The organism is Sulfurospirillum sp. (genome assembly GCF_036802865.1).
Classification (GTDB): domain Bacteria; phylum Campylobacterota; class Campylobacteria; order Campylobacterales; family Sulfurospirillaceae; genus Sulfurospirillum.
In genome coordinates, this window is sequence record NZ_DAIRVK010000004.1 from 124,136 (window position 1) to 149,659 (window position 25,524).

Genomic DNA, 25,524 nt, shown 5'->3' on the forward strand with positions numbered 1-25,524 from the left:
TTTCCGCTAAAATACCTCTCCACAAATCTTTACATGTAAAACCTAGGAAAGCAGAAAATATGAACCCACTTATTCTCATTTTAGTCCAAAAAACAGGCATTGCCAAAGAAAATATCATTAACATTTTAAAGCTTTTAGAAGAGGGTTCGACCATTCCTTTTATCGCGCGGTATCGTAAAGAGATGACGGGTGGGGCGAGTGATGAACAACTTCGTGAGTTCGATACTATTTATGCTTATGCCAAAAAATTGCATGAGCGTAAAGAGGAAGTTTTACGGCTGATTGCTGAAAAAGTTGTATTGAATGATGAGGTGAAAAAAGCGGTTGAAAAGGCGCAAACACTGCAAGAGTTGGAAGACATTTACAGACCCTACAAAGAGAAGAAAAATACCCGTGCGGCATTGGCTATTGCAGCGGGATTAAGTCCGTTGGCTGATGTTTTAGAGCGTGCGGAGTTAGAGCTTGATGCATTTGAAAAAAAGGCACAGAGTTTTGTGAATGAGAAGATTGGAAGTGTGAAAGAGGCGATTGCTGGGGCGCAAGACATCATCGCAGAGCGTTACAGTGATGACGCAAAAGAGCGTGAATATTGGAGAGCGCAGTTACATGACTACGCTTCATTTGAGATCAAAGCTTCTAAAACACTCAAAGCGGATGGACTCTACGCCAAACTAGCAGGCAAAGCGGAAAAAATAGCGCACATCCCCTCTCATCGCTACTTGGCAATGATGCGTGGTGTGAGTGAAAAAGAGTTGAGCGTCAAGATTTCGTATGAGATAGAACGTGTGCAGACTGCCATTGAGCGTTACCGCATTTCGCGTAATGCCAAAAGCTCCAAAAGCTACCTTTTAGAGGCCTATTTGGATGGATTTAAACGTCTCCTCTTTCCTTCATTGGAGCGAGAGATTCACGCCATCATCAAAGAAAAAGCCGACACACAAGCGATTGCGACATTTGGAAAAAATCTTTCGCAACTTCTCAACACACCACCCGTTACCAAGCGTGTTATTTTAGGTGTTGACCCTGCGTATCGCACGGGGTGCAAGCTGGCTGTTGTGGATGAGCATGGCACCTATATGACCCATGCGGTCATCTACCCCACACCACCGCAAAGTGACTATGAAAGCTCAGCGAAAGTTATTAAAGTATTTGCACAAAAGTACCATATCACCGCCGTAGCAATAGGCAATGGTACGGGTTCGCGTGAGAGCCAAGAGTTTTTCGCGCGTCTCAACCGTGATGAGGGGCTAAATCTTTCCTACACCGTGGTTTCCGAAGCGGGAGCATCAATCTACTCAGCGTCTAAAATCGCCACTGAAGAGTACCCTAACTTAGACGTCACGATAAGAGGTGCTATCTCCATCGCACAACGTCTGCGTGACCCGATGGCAGCACTCGTAAAAATCGACCCAAAATCCTTGGGTATCGGTCAGTATCAGCACGATGTAGATCAAAAACAATTAGAGAAAAAGTTGCATGAAGTCATTGAAGATTTGGTTAACCGCATCGGCGTTGACCCCAACAGTGCTTCGGTTTCACTGCTCTCCTATGTGGCGGGTGTTGGCTCAAAGCTTGCTAAAGCCATCGTTGAGCACCGTGAGAGCCAAGGAGCGTTTAAAAGCAAGAGTGAGCTTTTAAAGGTCAAAGGGTTGGGTGCGAAAGCTTACGAGCAGTGTGCAGGTTTTTTCCGTATTCGTGAGGGTAAGAGTCTCCTCGATAACACAGGCGTTCACCCTGAGAGTTATGCTATCGCGCAAGTGCTTTTGAACCGCTCTGACTTGGCGACATTCACAAAAGAGCAAATCATAGAAGAAGCCCTAAAATTGGGCATTGGCGAAGTAACGCTTCAAGATATCATCGCCGAGCTTTTAAAGCCAGGGTTTGACCCAAGGGAGACATTGCCACCGATTGCATTTCGCTCTGATCTCACGGACATTAGTGAATTAAGCGAGGGGTCTATCGTCTCAGGTGTGGTGCGAAACATTGCCGATTTTGGGGCATTTGTGGATATTGGGCTTAAAAATGATGGACTTATTCACATCTCACAGATGAGCGACAAACGCATCGCGCATCCGTTGGAAGTGTTGAGCATTAACCAACAGTTAACACGTATTCGCGTTCTTGAAGTGGACAAAGAAAAAGGTAAAGTAAGTTTAAGTCTCAAAGAGGTGTAAATCTTTACATGTAAGGATTTTCCTTACATGTAAAAATCACTTAGAGAAGATGATGTAGCCCCTGATAGCCGATATACAAGCCAACGAGCAAAATAAGTCCACCTGAAAAATAGGGCGCCTTCTTAGCAATTTCCCCAAAGCCATTCCATTTTTTTGAGAGATGGCGCATACTCAAAGCTGCAATCACACCTGATGCCACCAAGGTCAGTGCTAACCCAACGCTAAAAGCAAACACAAGTACAACACCAAGTGTAAATTGTTTGAGTTGTAAACAGATGAGCAGTACCGTAATCGACGCAGGGCAGGGGATAAGCCCACCTGTTAGTCCAAAAAGTAAGATCTGTGTGTTGGTGACCTCTTTGTTTGAAAAACGCTTTTTAATGTCTTTGGCATGTGCGAGTTCATGCGCATCATTGCAACTTCCAAGCTCTTCAAAGATGATCTCTTCTTTGCTGTGGTGATGCTCGTGATGATGGTGGTCATCGTGATCGTGATCATGACTATGTTCATGCGAATGATGATCGTCATGAGTGCTAAAGCAGGCGCGTTCATTTTGCCGTGTTTGCCAAAGTGTCCACAGCGCGATACCGACCATAATACACCCCGAAACAACTTCAAGATAAGGCTCCACCGCTTCGGTTGCAAAGCGAGAACCAAAACTCATACCCAAAAGTGCGATAGCCCAAACCACCGCTGTATGGGAGAGTGTCGCTGCAAGTCCAAGCATAATGGACTGTTTCACTGTTCCTTTAATCGCGATGATGAACGCCGCCATCATTGTTTTGGAGTGCCCTGGTTCTAGTCCGTGCAGTGCGCCAAGAAGAATCGCACTGGGAAGAAAAAGCCACGCGTTGCCCGAACTGCTTTGAATGATTGAGGCGATGTCAGTCATGGGTAATAACCATTGGATGTTTGTGCGAAAAATGTTGAAGCATAAAAATTTCCTATCGTGCGAATAACGCTATTTTAGCGAATTTCTTTCAATTAACACATTGTTCACACAAAAGGACTACAATAGTAAAACCTGATTCAAAGGAGTCAAAATGTATGTACATGAATGGATGGGGCATGGGTTTTTTATGCCGTGGATGATTGTATTTCCGATGATGATTTTAGTGCTCTTTATGATAATGAAAGGTGGTAAATCGTCTTGCCATCATCATGAGAAAGAAGATGAAGCACTAGAAATCGCGCGCAAGCGTTTTGCACGCGGTGAGATCGACGAAGAGACTTTTGAGAAGATCAAGCAAAAGCTCTCTTAGAACGCTTAACGTAGTTTTTATCTTTGTGAGAGGGTTTTAGCCAATGCTCGCTGAATCCTCTCATACTGTGCATCAATAGGATGCCCATGTGATTCAAGCGTTGTGAGTGAATTTTGGGCTTCAATAAATTTCTTTTCCCACGTATTGATCTCTTTTTGTTTGTTTGAAAGTGCGAGTTCTAACTCTTTACTCAACTTATGCAGTTTAGCTTTTTGCTTGACAAGCGAGTCTTCTTTTCTAAAAAGTTGTGCGATCAAACTTTTACGATCAAACAGTTTTTCTTCACCATTTTCTAAAAACTTCACCTCTTTTGCTTCGGTGTACTGAAGTCTATCGATCGTTTGATGGATCTGATCTAACTTTTCGTCCGTTTCGTCAAACTCGGTGTTCTCTTTTTGAAGGTGTTTACTCACCTCTTTGTACTCATTTTTGTAGGTATCGAGTTTCTTTTTAATGGAGATAAGATCGTTGCGTTTATCGTACAGTGTTTGTTTGGACTTTTTATGTTGGATCATTGTAGAGCGAATGGTTGTCATGTTCCATGCACGGTTACTTTCATCCAAAATAGGGTTTGGTTTGTAACGATTTCCTTTAGCGTCGATGGTCTCATGGATACCAAAATGGCTGAGAAAGTCGATGGCTTTTTTCTCTTGGTTTGAGAAATGGAAGAGGATAACTTCGGCAATGTAGAGCATCATCTTTTCAAACATTTCACGTAGTAAAAAGTGACTTAGCCCTCGTATCTCTTGCAAATCTTCTAATTCACTGCTTTCAATAACAACGGTATCTGCGATGTTGACTAAGACGGGAATAAAAAGAGAGCGAAACTCTGAGGGGTTTATTTTTTTAATGCTTAGTGTACTTTCTTCCGCAAAGCTAAGAAGTTCTAACATACGCTCTTTGTATTCGTTGTTTGGGAAAAATTGTTTTTTGTATGCTTCGAGTTTCTCTTTAGGAACACCACATGCCCTGCGATCGGTACTGTTTTCAGGTGCGTTGACTTGGAAAAAAAGTTTCGCATAGATGACACCATTGGTGTATAAAAAGAGGTCATGGCTTGTAAGAGAGAGTTTTTGTGCAAGTTTTTCGTGCAATAAATCTTTGTAAGAGTGGTATTTTTTTGGTAATTTACAACCATGTAAGGTGGTAAGTAATTCTCCAATATCTTCTTCTTCAAAACGGTATAAAACATCCAGATACAAATACTCATCTGGATTAAAATTGATTAAAAAATTTTCAATAATTTTTTCAGTATGGCTAAATGATAACTCTTCCATCGGGTTCCTATCAACGCAAAATCGATGTCATTCTATCTAAAAAAAATAAGAATTTAATAACAGCTAATGTATAAAAAATGCTTTCAGATGATCAATACAACTATACCCCATGGCCAAAATACTCTCCTTAGAGTTTCCCCCAAGATGCGGTGTGCAGACTAAATTGGGTAGATCAATGAGTTCCCAGTCTTGTGGAGGCTCTACCAAAAAGGCTTCAAGCCCCGCTCCTGCAATTTCGCCTGTTTTAAGAGCCACTTTGAGGGCTTCTTCATCGATGATTCCACCGCGTGCTGTGTTGATGATAAACGCACTTTTTTTCATCACTTTAAATTCATGGGTTGAAAAGAGATTTTCACTCTCAGGCGTAAGCGGTAAGTGAATAGAGATGATGTCAGCTTCTTCGATAATACGTTCTTTGCTTGTATATGTAATGCTGTATTTTAGGGCTTCTTGTTCATCTTGTGTGCGATTGTAGACCAAAATGTTGCAGTGAAAAGGTGCCAAAAGTTCTACCACACGTTTAGCAATATTGCCAAAGCCAAAAAGACCAATGGTTTTACCCTTAAGTTCACTTCCTCCGTTGACTTTCCATATATGTTGTTTTAAAAGTGTGGTTGCAACGTGCAGATTTCGGCTAAGGGAGAGCATGAAACTTAAGGTGATTTCGGCAACCGAGTTGCTGTTCGTTCCCCCCGTCCAACCGAGTTCTACGCCTCGTTTTTTCATTGCTTCAAGGTCTAAATTATCCAGTCCAACGCCATAGCGTGAGAGGATTTTAAGCTTTGGACATGCCCTTAAAATTTCGTCATCTATCTTTTCACGCCCCACAATCGCGCCATCAACATCTTGCAAAAAAGCGATCAAATCTGCTTTGGTTTTGAGGGTATTATCGGCATTATGTTTTACCTCTGAAAATGTTGAAGTAAGCGTTTGCATAAGCTCTGTTGAGCGTGAGAAAAGTGGTGTAATGACGGCGATTTTCATAGATTTTCCTTGTGAGCTGTAACGAATTTGATGTAAAAAAGTATAGCATTCTTTCTTCAATCTTTGCTTATCACATTGACTTATTTTTATTAAAACTCTGTTTACTTAGAAAAGCTAGAATAATAATTATCAACAAAGGAATTCTATGAAAAAACTTTTACTAGCAGCTATACTTCTTTTACCCTTCGGACTGTTTGCCGACACCCTCAAAGAAGGCGTATCTATTCAAGCGCCCATCATTAAAGATCAGTTTGAAAAAAATGTGAATATCACACCTCAAACAAAGCAGATTATTATTGCTTTCACAAAATCTCAAGGTGATGTTATGAAGGCTTTTATTGAGGCTAATCCAAATTATTTGAGCGAAAATAATGCGCTCTATTTTATGGACGCTACATCGGTTCCGAGTATGGTAATGAGTATGTTCATGATGCCAAAGTTCAAAAAATACACTTACAGCATAGGGCTTTTGGAGAATGAGAAAGATGTGGCATATTTTCCTAAAAAAGAGGATCGTATGACGGTTATTACGCTCGATAATCTAAGTGTCACTGCCATCTCGTTTCAAGAAAAACTTTAGCTTTTAGACAACCAACGCTTTGAAGGCGTTGGTTATTTCTGGTCTTTTGGTAAGCTATTGTATTCTGCATCGCTAAAGATGCGTGATTTTGTTATAAACTGATATCCCAAATCGATTTCCAACGAAAATGAGTTTCCAAAAGCGGCTTTCTCTTCCTTCACATCTAAAATAATTTGAGAGTACCGAAAGTATTCAAATTGGTCTTTGTCGATGTAAAATTCACAGCCACCGACATCACCCATTTTTATGTTGCGTGAGGGTACATGAAAATCACTTTTTGCGTAACACATGGGAGCTGTTCCATCGCAACAACCACCGCTTTGGTTAAAAACAAGTTCACCATTTTCTTTTTTAAGTTTTACGATAACAGCGAGGGCTTCAGAGGTTGCTATCAGTCGTTTGACTTCCATAATGACTCCTTTCAAACGTGCATGGTAGCAAGACCATGCACGCTGTTGTAGTTAAAAGCACCAAAGGTGCGTGGGCTTTCCGTCTAGGATTACCCAGGGTTAAGGTACATTTTCAGAGCTTTGCTTTGAAAACGTACCTAAGAAATCAATTAAAAGAATCCTAATTTATTTTTATTGTAAGACGTCAAGATATTTTTGGTGTGTCTATAAGCGTTAAGCATCATCATGTGTGTCTCACGACCGATACCTGATTTTTTATAACCGCCAAAAGAGGCATGCGATGGGTAGAGATGGTAGCAGTTGACCCACACACGTCCCGCTTCAATGCCCCGTGACATGCTATGGAGTTGATGTGCGTCTCTTGACCACACACCAGATCCTAAACCATAAATGGTGTCATTGGCGATGGCAAGTGCTTCGGCTTCATCTTTAAAGGTTGTTACACAAAGGACGGGTCCAAAAATCTCTTCTTGGAAAATACGCATTTTATTGTGACCTTTGAAGATCGTTGGTTGAATGTAATTGCCTTTTGGGAAAGTTTTGTTTTTGTACTCTTCCCCACCAATGAGGCACTCTGCACCTTCTGCTTTACCAATTTTAATATAATCTAAGATTTTCTCTTTTTGATTTACCGAAGCTTGCGCTCCCATTTTAGTCGTAGGATCCAGAGGGTTTTCTTGCGTGATCGCTTTAACGCGCTCTAAAACACGTTTCATAAACGGCTCGTAGATGGACTCTTGGATGAGCGCACGAGAAGGGCATGTGCAGACTTCACCACTGTTAAAGGCAAACAACACAAGTCCTTCGATTGCTTTGTCAAAAAATTCATCGTCTTTGTCCATGATAGACTCAAAGAAAACGTTAGGCGATTTACCACCGAGTTCGAGTGTAGAAGGGATGATGTTTTCTGTGGCGTACTGCATGATGAGTTGACCCGTAGTCGTTTCACCTGTAAAGCCCACTTTTTTGATGTCAGGATGGGTTGAGAGGTGTTTACCGATTTTTCCACCTGCACCGTTAATGATGTTCACAACGCCTTTTGGTAACACATCTTGGATGGTCTCCATCAAAAGTAAGATAGACATAGGTGTTGCACTGGCTGGTTTTAAAACAACGCAGTTACCAGCAGCGATGGCTGGAGCGATTTTCCATGCCGCCATTAAAAGTGGGAAGTTCCACGGAATGATTTGTGCGACCACACCCAAAGGCTCGTGAATCTCTTGTGAAATCGTATTTTCATCAAGGTCTGCTACGGTTCCTGCTTCTGCACGAATGACGGAAGCAAAATATCTAAAATGGTCAATAACCAAAGGAACATCGGCATTTAACGTTTCGCGAACGGCTTTACCATTGTCCAGAGTTTCTGCAATCGCAAGTGCTTCTAAATTGGCTTCGATTTTATCGGCAATTTTGTTCAGGAGTGTGCTTCTTTCAATGACGGTAGAATGTTTATAGGTTTCAAATGCTTTTACAGCAGCAGCAACCGCTGCATCAACATCAGCTGTGGATGAACGAGGAATTTTGGTTAAAAGTTCACCGTCCACGGGGGAAAGATTGTCAAAATATTCACCACTTAAAGGTGGAACCCATTCACCGCCAATAAAGTTTTCATAACGAGGTTTATACGTAGGTCTTGAATATGCCATTTTTGCACCTTTCTAAATAGAGTTATTAAGATAAAAATTATCTCTTTACAACTCTATTGCAGAAAGCTTTAACAACAAAGACAATATGTGTACTAACAATTTTTTTTATAATTTTTTAAATATCGTATTAACTATTGATTTGAAGGTGTTTTAGACAGGCTTCAAAGCTCGAAGCAACTACTGTATGGGCAAACATCAGATTGTGTGTCAGTCCAAAATCTTCAATATCCATTCCCTCTGCGTCATAATTTGAATCACCCAAATTGAGAATGTCTTGTGTTTTTTCTTTGAGGGTTCGAAGATCGATTGAGTAAGCTACAACTTTTTTACCTAATCCTTGTGCATAGCCCACTTCCCAAACCGTACCGCTATCAGGCTCGGGTCCTCTAAAAGGAGAAAGATTGGCAATGACGATGTCGCAGGTGCGTATCATTGCTTGATTGGCAAAGCGAATTGTTTCTGCAATCTCTTTGAGATTGGAACCTGAAATAGTATTGTCCAGTGGAAAAAGCCCTTCATAGCCATATGTTTTACACAGATGCTTATGTGCATTGCCTATTTCATGGGCATTAGGTAAAAAGACTTCAGGACCAGCAAGATAGATTGTTTGCATAAATGATTTCCTTGAAAATAAACGATACAGTTTTCACATTGTAACATAGAACAGGTGTCAAAAATTTTTATAGATTTTTTGCGATAGATAAAAATTCTTGTGCGATTTTTGACAAACGCTTCTCTTTTTTATAGGCTAAAACTACGGTTCGAGAAAGCAGTGGTTCATCAATGCTAAAAAGCATGAGTTTGTCTGCTTTATCTTCTTTGATGAATTGTGGTAACGTAAAACATGCCCCAATGCCCGAAGCAACGATTGAATTTGCTATGTCAAATGTTTCGGTTTCACAAAAAATATTAGGCTCAAATCCTGCTTTTTTAAAGATTTGGTTGAATATTGGTCGGCTTCGTTGTGAAGCTTTTGGCAAGATGAATTTTTCATTTTTGAGCTCACTGAGTGAAAGTGTAGGGTATCCTTTAGCTCTTTTTTTCACCTTTTGTGCAAGAGGATGTGTGATCGGTAAAGCAAGTAAAGCTTGCTCTTCGGTGATAACTTTATAACTCAATTCATCCGAATGAAGCGGTAATATAAGGGTTGCTATATCGACATCTCCATCCAAAAGCATTTTTTCCAGATTGAGGGTAGAAAAGACTTGCGTGACTTTAATATCTGCATTGGGAAATTTTTTATAAAACTTCGACAAGGCATCGGGAATAAAATGATAACCCGTTTGCGAAAACCCCAGTCGTAATTTTCCATTTTCAAAGCCTGTTACATCACGCATTTGTACATTAAGATCATTATAAAGTTCGATGATAGCGTTGGCTTTTGAGAGATAAATCTCTCCCGCATGTGTGAGACTAATAGGCGTTGTACTACGATCAAACAGTGGCACACCAATGTGTTTTTCCAAAATATTAATACTCTGACTTAAAGATGGTTGCGCAATTTTAAGCTTTTGTGCAGCCTTCGTAAAGCTTTTTAATTTTGCGACCATCACAACACATTCTATTTGCTTAAAACTCATTTTAAACCCCTTCTATATGGTATTTTATAGTATTTGTAGTCATAGTAAAAAACCTATGAACTCATGTGTAAAATCGACTTTGACTTATCGGTAAAAGTGTATTAGTATTTTGCTGTCATTAAATTTAAAATGTATTTTGAAAATATAATTTTAAATTTATAAAACTATCGAGAGGAAATTTTATGACTGAACAGTTTACTCGCAGAGAATTTCTGCAATCAGCCTGTATTACGATGGGTGCGTTGGCGGTGAGTACAACGGGTGTTGAAACAGCTTTTGCTGCAACGTCTCCTTCCATGCCCAATACTTCAGGCATGCCATCGTGTGATGTTTTGATTATTGGTTCAGGTGCTGCAGGACTTCGTGCAGCGGTTGCCGCACGTAAAAAGAACCCAAATCTAAGTGTTGTTGTTGTCAGTAAAGTGATGCCAACGAGAAGTGCTACAACGATGGCAGAGGGTGGCATTAACGGTGTTATTGATTTTAGCGAAGGCGATTCATTTGAGCTTCACGCTAAAGATACCGTTAAAGGTGGTGACTTCTTAGTCGATCAAGATACCGCTATGAAATTTGCGACCTATGCAGGTGCTGCTATTCATGAGCTTGATTATATCGGTATGCCTTTTTCACGCGATAGCAAAGGCAATGTTGATAAGCGTTACGCGGGTGGTGCTACAAAAATTCGCTGTAACTTTGCAGAAGACAAAACAGGACACATTCTTACCCATACCTGTTTGGATGATGCCCTAAAACACGGTGTTAAGTTTTTGATGGATCACCATATGCTTGATCTTAGCATTGAAAATGGTCACTGCGAGGGTGTTGTGCTTCGTAACATTCGTACCGGAGACATTGCTCCCGTTCGTGCAAAATCTGTCGTTTTAGCAACGGGAGGTTACACACGTGTGTTTTGGAATAGAACATCAACCCCTTACATTGCGACAGGTGATGGTGCAGCAGCAGCCCTTCGTGCAGGTTTAACGTTCAAAGACCCAGAGATGCTTCAGTTCCACCCAACCGGTGTTTGTCACGGCGGTACGCTTATTACCGAAGCGGCGCGTGGTGAAGGCGGAATTTTGCTGAACAACCAAGGTGAGCGTTTTATGAAACGTTATGTTCCTAACAAAATGGAACTAGCACCTCGTGATATCGTTGCACGTTCGATTGAAACCGAAATTCGTGAAGGTCGTGGTTATGGGCATGATATGGAAGCGTATGTTTTACTTGATGTAACGCATTTAGGCAAAGAAAAAATTATGAAAAACTTGCCACAAATTCGCCATATCGGTCTTTTGTTTGAGAACATGGATCTCGTTGAAAAACCAATCGCAATTCGACCAACAGCACACTACTCTATGGGCGGTATTCATGTTACAAGCCTTGATACGATGGCTACTCCAGCTCCAGGTCTTTTTGCCGCGGGTGAGGCAGCATGTGTCTCCATCCATGGTGCAAACCGTTTGGGTGGTAACTCATTATGCGATGCAACCGTGACAGGAAAAATCGCAGGTATCAATGCCGCTGAGTATGCAGCCAAAGCTGACTTTGGTGCAGGAAAACGTCTTAATGATTTAACGTTCAAATGGACAAGCCACTTTAAAGAAATTACGGGTTCAGGCAAAGGCAATGTCAATGAGATGTATGCCCTTCGTGAAGAGCTTGGCGCTGCTAACTGGTATAACATGGGTATCTTTAGAACAGAGTCTAAATTACTTGCTCTTGCTGACAAACATGCAGAATTCCAAGCACGTTACGACGCGATTCGTATTCCAAACACAAATCCAGTATTTAACACAGCTTACACAGAGTACGTTGAACTTGGTAACTTACTTCTTGCATCACGTGCCGCACTAATGGGTGCAACAGCGCGTAAGGAGTCACGTGGTTCACACTTTAGAGAAGATTACCTCAAACGTGACGATGAGAACTTCTTAAAACACTCTATGGTCACCATGGATGAGAGCGGTAAAATGCATTTAGCCTGGAAAGATGTTGTTGTTGGGCAGTTTAAAATTGAAGAGAGGAAATACTAATGAAATTTATCATTGATCGCTTTGATGGCAAAAAAAATTATCAACAAACCTATACGGTAGAAAAAAAGGATATAGAAGCATTGACCTTGTTAGGGACGTTGCTTTTTATTAAACAACATCTTGATTTGTCGCTTAACTTCACAGCATCATGCCGTATGGCGATTTGTGGTGCTTGTGGTGTTCGTGTGAATGGGCACTCCTACCTTGGTTGCGATACTAAAATGACAGAACTTTTTGAAGTCTACAAAGATGCCGATACATTTCGTATCTCTCCATTGGCAAACTATACGGTTATTTCTGATCTTGCGGTGGATTGGGAGCCTGCTATTGAAAATCTCCGTAAAATTAAACCGGGTTTGGTCGCAAAAGAGACATTCTCAGAAAAAGCGGGATGTGTTCAAAATCAAGAAGAGTACGATCGCATTGTGAAGCAATGGGATTGTGTTCTGTGTGGTTGTTGTGCGTCTGAGTGTAATAAACTTTCTGCGGATAGAAGTGATTACATGGAGCCGTTTGTTTATACTCAAGCGTGGAGAGTCGCGAATGACTCACGTTCAAAAGATCCAATGATTCACGTTAAACCTGCCGTTGCCAATGGCTTATGGAACTGTGTTCACTGCCATGAGTGTAGTAATCGCTGTCCAAAACATATTAGCTCAGCGGATGACATTGCGGGACTTCGTGCTCTTGCTATGAAAAAAGGCTTGAACTCAGGTGTAGGTCCAGCACACGCAAAATCATTCTACACAGACTTGGTCGAAGACTCTGGTCGCCTCAATGAAATTCGTTTGGCACTTCGAACTGAAGGTGTGAGTACAGCACTTCGTGCGGGTACAGCCATTACCTTAATGCGAGCAGGCAAAATGAATCCACTTGAAATTTTTGGTGGTCATGAGATAGAAGGCCATAAAGATTTAGTCAAAATGATTGAAGCAGCTAAAGCTGCACACAAGGAGTAACGTATGCAAAAAGAATTCGCTTTTTTCCCCGGATGCGTGCTTACTCAAGCCGCTATCGAAGCTAAAATGTCTATTGAAGCCATTGCCCCAATTTTGGGCATTAAACTTAAAGAGATCAAGGGATGGAGTTGCTGTGGTGCTTCTCAGGCACAAGATGTTGATCCTCTTGCAACCTTAGTCGCCAATGCTAGAAATCTAGCGCTTGCAGAGCAGATGAAATTGCCAATGCTGACAACATGCAGTACTTGTTTACTCATGTTAACCCGTGCCAAAAAACAACTGGAAAATGGTCAAAAAGAGCAGATCAATACATTCCTTGCTAAAGGTAATATGAACTACAAAGGCACCAGCGAAGTCACAAGCCTTCTGTGGTTGCTTGCTCAAAATGCTGAAGAGATTAAAGCAAAAGTGAAAAAACCACTCTCTAATCTTAAAGTGGCTGTTTTTTACGGTTGCCACAGTGTAAGACCTGAAAAAGATCTTGGTTTTGAAAGCTCAGTGAATCCAACAAGCTTTGAAACGGTTGTAAAAGCTTTAGGTGCTGAGGTTGTACCTTTTACAAAGCGCCTTGATTGTTGTGGTTTCCACGCTGTTTATCCAGCGGAGAAGTCAGTTATGAAAATGACCAGTGGCATTGTCAACAGTGCGGCTGAGTCAAAAGCGGACTGTGTGGTAACGCCTTGTCCTCTTTGCCAAATGCAATTAGACATCTACCAAGATGACGCACAAGATACAACCAAATCAAAAGCACGCGTTCCTGTTCTTCACCTCTCTCAATTGGTAGGTTTAGCACTGGGTGTTCCTGCTAAACAACTTGGTCTTGATTACAACGTCATTGATGCGAGTAAATTCGCGTAAGAGCCTCTTTTTATCTACTCCTCTCTTTTCAGGGAGGAGAGCCTTTCTTTTTAAAAATTATGTCTTGGTAAACATCTTAAAGGAAACAATAATGAAATTAGCTAATCTTAGCTTAGCAGCTATCTTAGTGGCGGGTTTTACATCGAGTGCTTTTGCGGCAGAGACACTTGCGGATGCATTTGAAAATGGCAAGGTAAGCGGTGAGCTTAGAGCGTGGTATTTTGATAAAGATACAGAGAAATTTTCAACTCAAACAGTGAGTGGCTATAAGCTTCCAACGGGTGTTGTAAGTGATACTGCAAAGTCGGGTGATATCCTAAATACGGTAGCAATTTTAAATTATGTCACTGATAAATTCTATGGATTTAACCTTGGTACAACGATGGTAGCGAGTGCTGCACCGTTTTCTGGCGATACAGGTAAAACAGCGTATCAAGATGATATGTATGGTTCAGGTAGCGTACTTTCAGAAGCGTATTTGGGCTACACTCTTGGAAAAACCAATGCAAAAATTGGTCGTCAATATATCTCTACACCGGTTGTGAATGGTAGTGGCTCACGCATCGTGAAAGAGTCCTTTGAAGGTGCAACTGTTACCAATACTGATATTCCAAATACAACCGTTATGGCAGGGTTTATTGATAAATTTCAAGGAAGAACAAGCTTTGGAATGGGTTCAACCGCTGGAGATGCACCAACATTTGAAAAACGTGCTATTTTCTTAGGTATGAGTGCAAGTACTACTTATGAATTTGACAATGCTTATACCGCGGCTATCATCAATAAATCGATTCCAAACCTCATGTTAACAGGTCAATATGCATCCGCAAATGATGTCAACTCTGGAACAAATATCAAAGATGTTGATATGTACTACACAGAGGCAAATTATATTCTTCCTCTGAATGGCTTTAAATTGGGCTTTGATTTGAATTATCGTGGTTCAAACACTGATTTGAAAATGACTAAAGACAAAGTTACCACATCATTTGATGGTACACAAACTGCTGGACGTATCTCTATCAGTGAGTTGGCAGGATTTGGCTTAGCCTTTACTGCAGCAACAACCAGTAAAGATGATGCTGTTATTTCAGGTATCGGTAATGGAACATCAAGCTACACCGCAACACTCGTAAAAGCAAGTAGCCCATCTTTACGTGCCAATACTGATTCTTACCGTGTTGATTTTACCTATGATTTTTCAAAATTGGGTGTTACAGGGATTAAAAGTATTTTACAATATGCTGAAGCCAATCAAAACAGAGTGGGAGCAAATCCAACAAGTGAGGATTATACTTCATACGCTGCAGGTATTAGTTATGATGTTCCAATGCTTAAAGGCTTAAGTTTGGAACTCCAATACGAAAAACAAGAGATAGAAACAACACGTTACTCAAACAATACCAAATTTACAGCAGATTTGGATGAGTTACGATTTAAAGCAAATTACAAGTTCTAGTCTAGGATTTATAAGGATTGATGTTATAGAAAATCATCTATAAAACGCTCAAAGGCTTGCGTATGAAAGAAAGATGCGTTAACGCTCTTTCTTTTTCAAGCCTTTCTAACCTTGGGAGTAAAACCATGTTAAAGTTCTTTTCTAAAGTTACATCGGTTACATTTATATCCCTTTTATTGGTATTAGGGGTAAATGCCGCAACCATTGAAGTGATTAGTTCGGGTGCTTTTTATGCCACTATGAATGACTTAAAGCCTGTATTTGAAGAAAAAACAGGACATAAAGTTCATCTCTCTTCGGGTTCCTCTATGGGGGCTTCTGCGACTTCTATTCCAAATCGTCTTAAAAACGGTGAAACGTTCGATCTTATCATCCTTGCAAGCAATCAACTGGATAAAATGATTGCCGATGATTTTGCGATTCAGGGCAGTAGGGTAGACCTTGTTCATTCATCCATTGGTATGATGGTTAGAAAGGGGCAACCCAAACCAGATATTAGTACACAAGCTGGATTTGACAAAGTTTTATTGGACGCAAAATCAATTGGTTATTCTGCTAGTGCTAGTGGAACTCACCTGAGTGAAAACGTATTTCCGCATTTTGGCGAAGACGTTAAAGCTAAATCAAAACTGATTGTGGGTGATCGTGTTGCCACATGGGTTGGACGTGGTGATCTGGAAATTGGCTTTCAACAAGTGAGTGAGATAGTCCCTTTTACAGGTGAAAATGGTAGTGTTGATTTGGTAGGACCCATCCCTGCTCCGTACCAAAAAGTCACTATTTTCTCTGTCGGTGTCGCAAAAGGAAGCAAAGAGCCAGCCGCCGCACAAGAGCTGGTCACCTTTCTGACATCGAAAGAAAATTATGCTCGTTTGATAGCACAAGGTCTTGTTCCAGCGGCAACCGCACTGAATAGTACCAAATAAGATGAGTAGACAAACTCAAATCGTGACAGGTAAGGAAACAAATATACTCTTTACCTGTCACCAATACGCATCAAAAAGATCTAATTTAGAGTAAAATAAAAGGGCATATCTGGCAAGAAACACCCTTATAAAGGATTTTTTATGACACTTTCTAAGCAACTGTTGATTATGTTATTTTCAGCCGTCATTGGGGCATCTGTTATTTATGGGATTAGTCTTATAAAGATGGATCAAATCTATGCTACAACGACAACGTGTCAAAAAAATACTTTGCCAAGTCTTTTAGTACTTGACGATATGCAACGAGGATTTTACAGAATCAGACTTTTGCTGTGGGAACACATCGGAACAGAGGTTCGAAATCAAGAAGAAATCAAAATCTTGGACGATAGGTACCGCACGTATCGTGGTCAATTTGAAGCTAATTTAAAACATTATGCTGTTTTTGTTGCGGATGCTAAAGAAAAAGAAATTTATGAAAAAGAGCAACACTTGTATGCCATTTATATTGCAATGGCAGATACTGTGCTGCAAATGTCTCGCGAAGACAAAAAAGCAGAAGCAAAAGAGTTCATGCTCAAAAATCGCAAGATGTCACGAAATCTAACCGATACCGTGGATGAACATCTCAACTACAATAAAAAACTCTCAGAAAATAATGCCCTTATAGCACAAGATACCAAGCAAACAGCGAGTATTGAGATGACCATTATTATTCTTTTGGTTATTTTCTTAACTGTTATACTGAGCTATCTTATTAAAAACAACATTATGCAAGGCGTACACCTCGTACGAGATAGTATAGGGAATTTTGTGAAAAACAAAGAACTAAATTTCCGTATCAACTACGAAAAATCCAATGAAATCAAAGAGATGGTAGATAGCTTTAATGAACTTATTGTGACACTAGAACATACCATCGGTGATGCAAAAAACTCATCCAATGAGAATGCTTCGGTTTCCCATGAGCTCAGTACCACCAGTATGCAAATAGGACGTAATGCAGAACAAAGCTCAACCATCGTTGCTAATACCATTCAAGAGATAGAAACCATTAAAACCTTTGTCCAAGAAACAGCAACACTCTCAGAAAGTATGAAACAAAGTATTGCAACAGCAGGTAGCAGACTGGATAATGCTAAAAATGAAGTTATAGCCCTTCGTGGTGAAATGGATGAAGCAAGCCAATCAGAAACTGCCCTTGCTCAAAAACTGGAACAAATGAGTCATGATGCAGAACAAGTGAAACATGTTCTCACGGTTATCTCTGAAATTGCAGATCAAACCAACCTTCTTGCTCTTAATGCCGCTATTGAAGCAGCACGTGCAGGTGAACATGGTCGTGGTTTTGCTGTTGTTGCTGATGAAGTACGACAACTGGCTGAACGAACACAAAAAAGTCTTACAGAGATTAATGCAACGATTAATGTCATTGTTCAAGCAATCGTTGATTCTTCTGAACAGATGGGAAGAAATGCAAAAAACATTCAAAGACTCTCTACCGTTTCCAGTGGTGTTGAAACAACCATCCTCGGAACAACACAAGTCATGCAAGAGAGTGTTTCAGCTGTTACAACCAGTGTTGAAAACTCAAAGAAAATTTCAAACGATACTGATAAAATTGTTGATATGGTAGGTAATATCAATACCCTAACTTCTCAAAATGCTAGAAGTGTTGAAGAAATCGCTGCGGCGGCTGATCATCTCTCTCGTTTGGCTGAAAACCTTAACAACAAGCTTAATCAGTTTAGATAGATAAAAAAACATGGATGCACTCATTTTAGGCTGTATTAGTTTTTGCACATCAACGATTGCGGGCATCTTTGGCGTAGGTGGAGGATTATTGTTAATAGCCATTCTTCCATCTTTTTTGCCTATTAATGCACTCATCCCGATACATGGGCTCAATCAAGTAACCAGTAATTTATCACGAGCGTATTTTGGGTACAAAGACATACAATACAGTGTCATACCAAAGTTTTTCGTTGGTTCATTACTTGGTGCTGGGCTCTTTATGTATCTCTTAAAAATTATCTCAATCCAATATATTCCTCTGTGTGTGGGTATCTATATTTTGTTGTCCTTATGGTCACAAACTTTCAATGACAAAATAAAAAAATATGAAAATTACTATCTAATCGGTTTTTTGCAGACAGGTGTTTCCACCATTGTTGGGACAACTGGTCCTTTGACGATGACTAAATTGCTTAAAGAATTTAAAGATAAAGACAAAGTTATCGCAACATCTGCCCTTCTTATGAGTATGACTCATATTTTTAAAATCATTGTTTTTAGCTATTTTGGATTTGTTTTTTATGATTATTTTGATGTGATCGTCATTATGATTTTAGGCTCCATTTTTGGCTCTTATGTTGGTAAAAAACTAAGAAATAAAATTGATGGTCAAAAATTAATTTATATATTGAAAATTTTACTTTCTACTTTAGCGCTCAAAAGCATTGTCAGTACTGGGCGATTATTTATATCATAGTAGAATGGCTTAGCGTATAACTCTCCTACTTCACTCAGTACAATTGCTCGTAAGCTAAATTAAGCTATTATGTTCCTTAAAAATGCCCTTCTGCGTGTACTTTTAGAGTTTATAATCAGCTCAAATACAAACAAATTCAGAGGCAAATAGGAAAACTTTAGTGGAAAAATATGTTCAAATGTATTCAGATTTTATAACCAAAAACTACAGAGCCGTTTTATCGTATTTATTTGTATTGACTGTAGTGTTTGGCTACTTTGCTGTGCATCTCAATGTCGATGCCTCCGCAGAAACATTATTGCTTGAAAATGACAAAGATTTAAAGTTAACCAGAGAGATTCATAAGCGATACACAAGCTCAGACTACCTCGTCATAGCGTTTTCTCCTAATGACGCGATGCTCTCCGATAAGACACTTAATGCACTCAAAAGCCTCAAAGAAGCTCTTTTAAAAATTGAGGGCGTGGAGAGTGTTGTCAGTATTCTTGATGTTCCACTGCTTGAAAGTCCACCACGATCTATCAAAGAGATTATAGGCGATACACGAACACTCGAAAGTAAAGATATAGATAAAGAGATGGTGCAACAAGAGTTAACGACAAGCCCACTTTACAAAGACAATCTTGTGAGCTCTGACTTTAAAACAACGTCAATTTTGATCAATCTTAAAGAGGATGTGGAGTACAAGGAGTTTCTCAAAGCACGTAATGCACTTCTTGATAAAAAACAAGCAGGTCAACTGACAAAAGAGGAAGAGCTTCAACTTGAAAAAATAAAAAAAGAGTTTAAAGCTTATCGCGCTACTTCAAAAGATGAGTCACATATTTTGATTAATGAGATCAGAAAAACCATTGATGCACACCAAGAAGCAGGTCAGCTGTTTTTAGGCGGTGTGTTGATGGTTGCAGATGATATGATTAGCTTTGTTAAAAGTGACATCAAGACATATGGTACATCGGTAATACTCATTATGACCTTTGTTCTTTGGCTGATTTTTAGGCAGATACGTTATGTCATGATTCCCATAACTGTTGCATTTTCTGCGGTGATGATTACAGCGGGCATATACGCACTTTTTGGTTTTGAAGTGACGGTCATTTCATCAAACTTTGTCTCCATGCAACTCATTATGGCTATATCTCTATCAATACATCTGGTGTCAAACTACAGAGAAAATTACATCAATAATCCTGATTTAACCCAAAATGAGCTCATAAGCCTGACGATGAAAAAAATGGTTTTGCCTATGTCCTTTGTTGTGTTAAGCTCGGTGGCTGCTTATATGTCATTGATTAGCAGTGGCATACTTCCTGTCATAAACTTTGGATGGATGATGGCGGTAGCATCGTGTATATCGTTTCTTTTCGCTATTACATTCTCGCCTGCAATTTTGATGGCATTAAAGAAAAAAAATCCCGTACAGACCTATGATAAATTTACAAAAATAACGTTAACATTTGCAAACATCACAAAAGAGTACCCAAAAACAATCTATCTTGTTTCACTGGGCGTTGTTATATTCAGCATTATCGGTACAACACAGTTGGTGGTTGAAAACAGTGTCATTAATTACTTCAAAGAGAAAACAGAAATTTACCAAGGTATGAAAAAAATAGATGAGAAGCTTGGGGGAACAACTCCGCTTGAAGTGGTCGTGAGATTTCCAAAGCAAGAGAGTACGGAAGAAAGCTCAACCTCTAACGCATTGGATAGTTTTGAAAAAGAGTTTAATGAAGCAAAAAATGAGTCACAATACTGGTTTACAGACCAAAAGATGGATAAAATCCTTGAAATTCAAAAATACTTAGAAAGCATTCATGGTGCTGGCAATGTCTCATCGCTTGCAACGCTTTTAAGGGTTGGAGAGATCGTTAAAAAAGGGCAGAGATTTGACAACTTTGAGTTAGGTGTTCTTTATAACCAACTGCCTGAAAAATACAAAAATATGCTTTTAAACTCGTTTATCAATATGGAAAATAACGAAGCACGATTTGTTATAAGAATCAAAGACTCTTCAAAAGATCTCAGACGCGAAGGTTTGATTAACACCATAAGAACAGGATTGGAAAAAGAGGTTGGGCTGAAAGAGGGCGAGTTTGATATTGTCGGTATGATGGTTTTATACAACAATATGCTCCAATCACTCTATAAAACGCAAATTTTAACCGTTGGTGAAACGGTAGCCATCGTTGGTTTGATGTTCTTATTTTTATTTAGATCCCTAAAAGTAGGGCTTATCGCTATTGTTGTCAATATCATTCCTATAGGCATTGTCTTTGGTATTATGGGTGTTTTCAAAATACCGCTAGACATTATGAATATTACCATTGCCGCCATTGCTTTTGATATGGCACTAAACAATACGGTCTATTATTACTTGCGATTTAGGCATGAAATTAAGAAAGATGGCGACTATGTTGCCACTATGTATAGAACGCATGGAAGTGTCGGTAATCCGATGTACTACTGTTCAGGAGTGTCCGTCATAGGCTTTATTGTTTTGGTCACCTCAAATTTCATCCCAACACTTGTCTTTGGACTCTTGACCGTTGTGACGATCTTCGTAGCTATTATCGCAGATCTTTTGCTTTCACCATTGTTACTCATAACATTTAAAGCTTTTGGCAAACCGGTTATTCACAAGAACACTGAGGAAAAATAAAAAAATTAATTCTAAAATAGTGATAGGCTAGTTTGATAATAGACAATTTATTTAAGAGTGCCTATCTCTTTTATCTTCCACATTTTAAATTTTTTAATATAGTAGAAATGTAATATTTACAATCGTTTGGAAAGAAAGTACGATGAAGGAAGTTTTAAAAAAAGTGGTGCGGATAAAGAGACTCGAACTCCCATGCCTCTCGGCACCAGATCCTAAGTCTGGCGTGTCTACCAATTTCACCATATCCGCACACAACAGTAGTAAATTTTGCGAAGCTGAGGCTCCGTCTTAAAAGGTGGTACGCCCTACACGATTCGAACGTGTGACCTACGCCTTAGAAGGGCGTTGCTCTATCCAGCTGAGCTAAGAGCGCATCTTCTCGGTTTTAAGGTGGTGCGCTCGAAAGGAGTCGAACCTACAACCTACGGATCCGAAGTCCGTTGCTCTATCCAATTGAGCTACGAGCGCATAAAACTTGCTCTTTGGTCTAATGGGGTGAGTGATGGGGATCGAACCCACGACCCTCAGAACCACAACCTGATGCTCTAACCGACTGAGCTACACCCACCATCATTTTAAAAATTATAACATGGTCGGGGCGAAAGGATTCGAACCTTCGACCCCCTGGTCCCAAACCAGGTGCGCTGACCAGACTGCGCTACGCCCCGACATTTAAAAAAACCTAAGTTGGTCTTTTTAAGGCTGAAATTCTATCTAAAATACAGCCTTTTGTCAAGGAAAAGTTTTTTAGGCTTTTGGATTGAACTCTATAAGCCCTTCTGTTGGAGAACTAGCTGTTGCAAAAGGCTTTTTAGCAATGCGTCCAGCTAGGAAGCTCGAACGTCCTGCTAGGACAGCGTGTTTCATTGCTTCTGCCATTAAAATCGGGTTTTTAGCTTGTGCAATGGCAGTGTTTGTTAAAACACCATCTGCACCAATTTCCATAGCAATTGCTGCATCGCTTGCACAGCCAATGCCTGCATCAACAATCACTGGGATGCTAACGGCTTCTTTGATGAAGAGAACATTGTAACGGTTTTGGATGCCAAGCCCACTGCCGATAGGTGATGCTAAAGGCATAACAGCAGCACTCCCCGCATTTTCGAGTCGTTTTGCCATGATAGGATCGTCATTGGTATAGGTCATGATCGTAAAGCCATCACGGGCTAGAACTTCACATGCTTTGAGTGTTTCCATTACGTCTGGGTAGAGTGTTTTTGCTGTATCTCCAATGACTTCAAGTTTGATGAGATCAAGTCCTGTTGCTTCTCTGACCATTCTAAAAAGAGTGATGGCATCTTCTGCCGTGGTACATCCAGCAGAGTTTGGAAGTAGTTTAATGTCAGTACCTTTGAAGTAGTCCATGAGATTTTCTTCGTTGGGATTGGTGATGTTGACACGACGAACAGCCACCGTAATTAGTTTTGAACCACTAGCAATTGTTGCATCTTTCGTGGTCTGAAAGTCAGGGTATTTGCCACTTCCTACGATTAAACGGCTTGCAAATTCAATATTGCCGACTTTGAGAATGTCGTTCATTTTAATTCCTATTGAGTAAATTTTTAACGGTTTCGGGAAGGAGTTCATGCTCTAGTGCGTGGATTTTTTCTTCAAAATCTTCTAAACGCATCCCTTCATTTTTTTCAAAATAGCGTTGTGCGATGATTTCACCGCCATCGAGCTCTTCACTAACGTAATGCACGCTGATGCCAGCAACTTTCATGGGTGAATCAAAACTCTCCTTTATAGCATTGCCGCCCTTAAAAAGGGGTAGGAGTGAAGGATGTAAATTGATCGCTTTAACCTGCTTTGTGAAATAAGGCGTGAGAAAACGCATAAATCCTGCGAGTACAGTAAGCTCAGCACCACTCTTTTGAATTGCCTCTACAAGGGCTTTATCAAAGGCTTCACGGCTTGTGTAGAGCGTATGATCGATAATGATAGGCTCTATGCCATAATTTCGGGATCTTTCGATTCCTGCCGCATTGGGACGGTTGCAAATAGTGGTTGCAACTTCAATTTTACAGTGTTCAAAGACTTGGTTGTGAAGTGTTGCAAGAAGTTTTTCAAGATTGCTTCCTTCACCACTGAATAAAATAGCAATTTTTTTTATAACCATTTAAGACCTTTACAAATATCAATCGGGGTGAATGCAAAATTATTATATTTAAATTTCTTTGCAACTAAAGTGTGGGCTAATGAAGCGCTAATCGCAGCATCTTTGAGGGTATACCCTTGGGCAATCAGTGCTCCTATCATGCCAGCCAATACATCGCCACTGCCACCTTTTGCCAAAGCTTGCGTTCCATAGGTGTTAATGAAAAGCTCTCCATTGTATGCGATAATGGAGTTGGCTCCTTTGAGAACGAGTACAACGTGAGGGAATGCGAGACTAAAGCGTTTGGCGTACTGAAAGCGGTTTTCTTGAATCTTTTCAATGCTGATTTTTTCGTGGCATGTAAGCTCTAAAATGGAGCTAAACTCTTTGGGGTGCGGTGTTAAAACCAGAGGTTTCTGAGACGCAATAAGTTCTATGATGAGTGGATGATGTGATAAGGATGCATCAATGACCAATGGTAGGGCATTAGAGAGCAGAAGTGTACGAATCATCGCTTCATCAAAGGGTACTTCCAAGCCCATACCTGCGACAATAACGTTGGCATTTTTAGGAAGAGTGAGGCTGTTCATAAGATAAACAGGTAATTTTTTAGATTTTTCACCCACTAGTGTGACGAGTCCTGCTCCAAAATGAAAAGCTCCCATGCCAGCAAGTTGTGCGGCACCTTCTTTGCAACCTTGAACAATGGCAACATGCCCAAAAGAGCCTTTATTTGCATTTTTCTTTTCTCTTAGGGGAAGCTTGAGATCGCTCTTGCGCAGGAGAAAGACGGAAGTCATAGTTTCATAGTGTTTGCGCGCAATACCAAGGTTTCCTACTTTGATTTTTCCTACAGCGTCTTTAACGTTATCATTCAAAAGGCACAGTTTTAAAGCGCCCATTGCAATGGTTTCATCTGCTTGAAAAATCGATGAACTCAGACGAAGATCATTGAGAATTCCACTGGGAATATCGCAAGCGATTTTAAAGCCTTTTTTAGCGTTAAGTGCTTCAATTAGCGCACAGTTTTGCTCATCCAAAGGACGGTTCAGTCCTGCCCCAAATAGAGCATCTACGTAAATGTCAGCATTTATAAGCGCATCAACGATAGGAACACCAATTTTTTTGGCACGCTCAAGCTGAAGTTTAGCAAGATTTGATTTGAGCTCAAACGGGAAATAGATGCTCACATTAAATGTCCCATGAAGCAATCTTGCCGCTACAACACCATCCGCACCATTGTTCCCTGTACCGCAGACGAAGAGCGCACTCTTTGTAGGTGTAAGCTTTTTTTTAACGGCACGAGCGAGTGCAATTCCCGCATGTTCCATTAAAATTTCAGGGGTAAGTCCAAAAGTAGTATAACAACGCTCATCCAAACTGTTTGTCTCTTCATAGACATAATGCATCGGTTTCTCCTAACGCTTGCGGAAGCTAAGGGCTTCTAAAAGGTACTCTTGGGTGATTATATCACTTTGTGCCAGATCGGCAATTGTGCGCGCGATACGGAGTATTTTATGAATGCTTCGTTGGCTGAGTCCAAAGCGGCTTTGTGCCATTTCTAAGCTCTCCTTCGCCTGTGAATCAAGCGTGCAAAAATGCATCGTATTGTGCTCATCCAGTTTGCCATTGAGTTCGTTTTGCCCACGTTTCTTTTGCATAATAAATGCGTGTAAGACGTGATCAAACATCGCTTTGGAGTCTAAACCTTGCTCTTTAGAGCTCTCTTCACTCATTTGCACGTAAAGATCGATACGGTCCATGATAGGCTCAGAAATACGGTTTTTATAACGGCTTATCTCTACTTCGGAACAGCGACACTCATGGGTTTGACTGAAAAGATTGCCACAAGGACAAGGATTTTGTGCGGCAGCAAAAAGAAATTTGGTCGCATAACTGACTTTTGTATTGACACGTGAAATGAGGACACGATGGTCTTCCAAAGGTTCTCTAAGACTTTCTAAAACAGCTTTAGAAAAGTTGGGAAATTCATCAAAAAATAGGATACCATTATGTGCCAATGCAATTTCACCTGCACGACTTTGGTTACTACCCCTGTCAATTCCAGTTAAAGATGCTACAGACAAGAGAATCCTAGGTGGTTTAAGCATGATTTTTCTAACAA

Annotated in this window: 22 protein-coding genes and 5 tRNA genes; 11 read left to right on the forward strand and 16 right to left on the reverse strand. The window is 40.2% G+C overall.

The annotated features are described in order from the left end of the window. The first annotated feature begins 59 nt into the window (after positions 1-59). On the forward strand, positions 60-2,174 hold the full coding sequence (locus tag V7Q04_RS09825; protein WP_333804873.1) for a Tex family protein: 2,115 nt from the start codon (positions 60-62) through the stop codon (positions 2,172-2,174). 40 nt (positions 2,175-2,214) lie between these two features. On the opposite strand, the gene V7Q04_RS09830 is transcribed toward V7Q04_RS09825, so the two are convergent. Further along, positions 2,215-3,066 carry a nickel/cobalt efflux transporter gene (locus tag V7Q04_RS09830; RefSeq protein ID WP_333804874.1) on the reverse strand — a complete coding sequence of 284 codons (852 nt, stop codon included), beginning with the start codon at positions 3,064-3,066 and terminating at the stop codon, positions 2,215-2,217. 151 nt (positions 3,067-3,217) lie between these two features. Here V7Q04_RS09830 and V7Q04_RS09835 point away from each other — a divergent pair, with 151 nt between their 5' ends. Continuing rightward, a complete protein-coding gene (locus V7Q04_RS09835; protein ID WP_333804876.1) occupies positions 3,218-3,436 on the forward strand; it encodes an SHOCT domain-containing protein in 219 nt (72 codons plus the stop codon). 17 nt (positions 3,437-3,453) lie between these two features. On the opposite strand, the gene V7Q04_RS09840 is transcribed toward V7Q04_RS09835, so the two are convergent. Then, positions 3,454-4,713, reverse strand: coding sequence for a coiled-coil domain-containing protein (locus tag V7Q04_RS09840; protein ID WP_333804878.1), 1,260 nt, complete (start codon positions 4,711-4,713; stop codon positions 3,454-3,456). A gap of 63 nt (positions 4,714-4,776) precedes the next feature. Then, entirely contained in the window at positions 4,777-5,697 is a 921-nt protein-coding gene (locus V7Q04_RS09845) for a phosphoglycerate dehydrogenase (protein ID WP_333804880.1), read from the reverse strand. A gap of 145 nt (positions 5,698-5,842) precedes the next feature. Here V7Q04_RS09845 and V7Q04_RS09850 point away from each other — a divergent pair, with 145 nt between their 5' ends. Continuing rightward, on the forward strand, positions 5,843-6,277 hold the full coding sequence (locus V7Q04_RS09850; RefSeq protein WP_333804882.1) for a hypothetical protein: 435 nt from the start codon (positions 5,843-5,845) through the stop codon (positions 6,275-6,277). 32 nt (positions 6,278-6,309) lie between these two features. Here the strand turns inward: V7Q04_RS09850 and V7Q04_RS09855 are convergent, their stop codons facing one another. The 4 genes from V7Q04_RS09855 to V7Q04_RS09870 all read right to left on the reverse strand — a co-directional run bounded on the left by V7Q04_RS09855 (position 6,310) and on the right by V7Q04_RS09870 (position 9,913). Then, positions 6,310-6,687 (reverse strand): DUF779 domain-containing protein, encoded by a 378-nt coding sequence (locus tag V7Q04_RS09855; RefSeq protein WP_333804883.1) that lies wholly within the window; start codon positions 6,685-6,687, stop codon positions 6,310-6,312. Between the two features lie 149 nt (positions 6,688-6,836). Then, complete coding sequence (locus V7Q04_RS09860) at positions 6,837-8,333, reverse strand: aldehyde dehydrogenase family protein (RefSeq protein WP_333804884.1); 1,497 nt, start codon at positions 8,331-8,333, stop codon at positions 6,837-6,839. A gap of 127 nt (positions 8,334-8,460) precedes the next feature. After that, the gene (locus V7Q04_RS09865; protein ID WP_333804885.1) at positions 8,461-8,946 is read right to left on the reverse strand and encodes a nucleoside 2-deoxyribosyltransferase; all 486 of its coding nucleotides are present in this window, start codon (positions 8,944-8,946) and stop codon (positions 8,461-8,463) included. A 67-nt stretch (positions 8,947-9,013) separates the two neighbouring features. Continuing rightward, a complete protein-coding gene (locus V7Q04_RS09870; protein ID WP_333804886.1) occupies positions 9,014-9,913 on the reverse strand; it encodes a LysR family transcriptional regulator in 900 nt (299 codons plus the stop codon). A 182-nt stretch (positions 9,914-10,095) separates the two neighbouring features. Here V7Q04_RS09870 and sdhA point away from each other — a divergent pair, with 182 nt between their 5' ends. The 8 genes from sdhA to V7Q04_RS09910 all read left to right on the forward strand — a co-directional run bounded on the left by sdhA (position 10,096) and on the right by V7Q04_RS09910 (position 21,301). Then, positions 10,096-11,946, forward strand: coding sequence for an 8-methylmenaquinol:fumarate reductase flavoprotein subunit (gene sdhA, locus V7Q04_RS09875; protein WP_333804887.1), 1,851 nt, complete (start codon positions 10,096-10,098; stop codon positions 11,944-11,946). Further along, positions 11,946-12,905 (forward strand): 8-methylmenaquinol:fumarate reductase iron-sulfur subunit, encoded by a 960-nt coding sequence (sdhB, locus tag V7Q04_RS09880; protein ID WP_333804888.1) that lies wholly within the window; start codon positions 11,946-11,948, stop codon positions 12,903-12,905. The genes sdhA and sdhB overlap by 1 nt, the downstream gene beginning before the upstream one ends. 3 nt (positions 12,906-12,908) lie before the next feature. Beyond that, complete coding sequence (gene sdhE / locus V7Q04_RS09885) at positions 12,909-13,763, forward strand: 8-methylmenaquinol:fumarate reductase membrane anchor subunit (RefSeq protein ID WP_333804889.1); 855 nt, start codon at positions 12,909-12,911, stop codon at positions 13,761-13,763. Positions 13,764-13,854: 91 nt separating this feature from the next. After that, a complete protein-coding gene (locus V7Q04_RS09890) occupies positions 13,855-15,222 on the forward strand; it encodes an OprD family outer membrane porin (protein ID WP_333804890.1) in 1,368 nt (455 codons plus the stop codon). Between the two features lie 62 nt (positions 15,223-15,284). Then, on the forward strand, positions 15,285-16,148 hold the full coding sequence (locus V7Q04_RS09895; protein WP_333804891.1) for a substrate-binding domain-containing protein: 864 nt from the start codon (positions 15,285-15,287) through the stop codon (positions 16,146-16,148). 141 nt (positions 16,149-16,289) lie between these two features. Then, positions 16,290-17,903, forward strand: coding sequence for a methyl-accepting chemotaxis protein (locus tag V7Q04_RS09900; RefSeq protein WP_333804892.1), 1,614 nt, complete (start codon positions 16,290-16,292; stop codon positions 17,901-17,903). 10 nt (positions 17,904-17,913) lie between these two features. Next, positions 17,914-18,639 (forward strand): sulfite exporter TauE/SafE family protein, encoded by a 726-nt coding sequence (locus tag V7Q04_RS09905; RefSeq protein ID WP_333804894.1) that lies wholly within the window; start codon positions 17,914-17,916, stop codon positions 18,637-18,639. A 160-nt stretch (positions 18,640-18,799) separates the two neighbouring features. Beyond that, entirely contained in the window at positions 18,800-21,301 is a 2,502-nt protein-coding gene (locus tag V7Q04_RS09910; RefSeq protein WP_333804895.1) for an efflux RND transporter permease subunit, read from the forward strand. Positions 21,302-21,465: 164 nt separating this feature from the next. Here the strand turns inward: V7Q04_RS09910 and V7Q04_RS09915 are convergent. The 9 genes from V7Q04_RS09915 to V7Q04_RS09955 all read right to left on the reverse strand — a co-directional run bounded on the left by V7Q04_RS09915 (position 21,466) and on the right by V7Q04_RS09955 (position 25,486). Then, positions 21,466-21,550, reverse strand: a tRNA-Leu gene (locus V7Q04_RS09915). A gap of 47 nt (positions 21,551-21,597) precedes the next feature. Further along, positions 21,598-21,674: transfer RNA gene (locus V7Q04_RS09920), tRNA-Arg, on the reverse strand. An 18-nt stretch (positions 21,675-21,692) separates the two neighbouring features. After that, positions 21,693-21,769: transfer RNA gene (locus tag V7Q04_RS09925), tRNA-Arg, on the reverse strand. A gap of 23 nt (positions 21,770-21,792) precedes the next feature. Then, a tRNA-His gene (locus V7Q04_RS09930) sits at positions 21,793-21,869 on the reverse strand. Between the two features lie 22 nt (positions 21,870-21,891). Next, a tRNA-Pro gene (locus V7Q04_RS09935) sits at positions 21,892-21,969 on the reverse strand. Positions 21,970-22,048: 79 nt separating this feature from the next. Further along, positions 22,049-22,840 carry a thiazole synthase gene (locus tag V7Q04_RS09940; protein WP_333804896.1) on the reverse strand — a complete coding sequence of 264 codons (792 nt, stop codon included), beginning with the start codon at positions 22,838-22,840 and terminating at the stop codon, positions 22,049-22,051. A gap of 1 nt (position 22,841) precedes the next feature. Continuing rightward, the gene (purN, locus tag V7Q04_RS09945) at positions 22,842-23,420 is read right to left on the reverse strand and encodes a phosphoribosylglycinamide formyltransferase (RefSeq protein WP_333804897.1); all 579 of its coding nucleotides are present in this window, start codon (positions 23,418-23,420) and stop codon (positions 22,842-22,844) included. Then, positions 23,411-24,808 (reverse strand): NAD(P)H-hydrate dehydratase, encoded by a 1,398-nt coding sequence (locus V7Q04_RS09950; RefSeq protein ID WP_333804899.1) that lies wholly within the window; start codon positions 24,806-24,808, stop codon positions 23,411-23,413. Before V7Q04_RS09950 ends, purN begins: the two co-directional genes overlap by 10 nt. Positions 24,809-24,817: 9 nt before the next feature. Then, positions 24,818-25,486 carry an ATP-binding protein gene (locus tag V7Q04_RS09955; RefSeq protein ID WP_333804900.1) on the reverse strand — a complete coding sequence of 223 codons (669 nt, stop codon included), beginning with the start codon at positions 25,484-25,486 and terminating at the stop codon, positions 24,818-24,820. Positions 25,487-25,524 lie beyond the last annotated feature (38 nt).

Coding starts and splice junctions, on each gene's coding strand:
- V7Q04_RS09825 (WP_333804873.1), top strand. CDS start 60: ATGAACCCACTTATTCTCATTTTAGTCCAAAAAACAGGCATTGCCAAA.
- V7Q04_RS09830 (WP_333804874.1), bottom strand. CDS start 3,066: ATGACTGACATCGCCTCAATCATTCAAAGCAGTTCGGGCAACGCGTGG.
- V7Q04_RS09835 (WP_333804876.1), top strand. CDS start 3,218: ATGTATGTACATGAATGGATGGGGCATGGGTTTTTTATGCCGTGGATG.
- V7Q04_RS09840 (WP_333804878.1), bottom strand. CDS start 4,713: ATGGAAGAGTTATCATTTAGCCATACTGAAAAAATTATTGAAAATTTT.
- V7Q04_RS09845 (WP_333804880.1), bottom strand. CDS start 5,697: ATGAAAATCGCCGTCATTACACCACTTTTCTCACGCTCAACAGAGCTT.
- V7Q04_RS09850 (WP_333804882.1), top strand. CDS start 5,843: ATGAAAAAACTTTTACTAGCAGCTATACTTCTTTTACCCTTCGGACTG.
- V7Q04_RS09855 (WP_333804883.1), bottom strand. CDS start 6,687: ATGGAAGTCAAACGACTGATAGCAACCTCTGAAGCCCTCGCTGTTATC.
- V7Q04_RS09860 (WP_333804884.1), bottom strand. CDS start 8,333: ATGGCATATTCAAGACCTACGTATAAACCTCGTTATGAAAACTTTATT.
- V7Q04_RS09865 (WP_333804885.1), bottom strand. CDS start 8,946: ATGCAAACAATCTATCTTGCTGGTCCTGAAGTCTTTTTACCTAATGCC.
- V7Q04_RS09870 (WP_333804886.1), bottom strand. CDS start 9,913: ATGAGTTTTAAGCAAATAGAATGTGTTGTGATGGTCGCAAAATTAAAA.
- sdhA (WP_333804887.1), top strand. CDS start 10,096: ATGACTGAACAGTTTACTCGCAGAGAATTTCTGCAATCAGCCTGTATT.
- sdhB (WP_333804888.1), top strand. CDS start 11,946: ATGAAATTTATCATTGATCGCTTTGATGGCAAAAAAAATTATCAACAA.
- sdhE (WP_333804889.1), top strand. CDS start 12,909: ATGCAAAAAGAATTCGCTTTTTTCCCCGGATGCGTGCTTACTCAAGCC.
- V7Q04_RS09890 (WP_333804890.1), top strand. CDS start 13,855: ATGAAATTAGCTAATCTTAGCTTAGCAGCTATCTTAGTGGCGGGTTTT.
- V7Q04_RS09895 (WP_333804891.1), top strand. CDS start 15,285: ATGAAAGAAAGATGCGTTAACGCTCTTTCTTTTTCAAGCCTTTCTAAC.
- V7Q04_RS09900 (WP_333804892.1), top strand. CDS start 16,290: ATGACACTTTCTAAGCAACTGTTGATTATGTTATTTTCAGCCGTCATT.
- V7Q04_RS09905 (WP_333804894.1), top strand. CDS start 17,914: ATGGATGCACTCATTTTAGGCTGTATTAGTTTTTGCACATCAACGATT.
- V7Q04_RS09940 (WP_333804896.1), bottom strand. CDS start 22,840: ATGAACGACATTCTCAAAGTCGGCAATATTGAATTTGCAAGCCGTTTA.
- purN (WP_333804897.1), bottom strand. CDS start 23,420: ATGGTTATAAAAAAAATTGCTATTTTATTCAGTGGTGAAGGAAGCAAT.
- V7Q04_RS09950 (WP_333804899.1), bottom strand. CDS start 24,808: ATGCATTATGTCTATGAAGAGACAAACAGTTTGGATGAGCGTTGTTAT.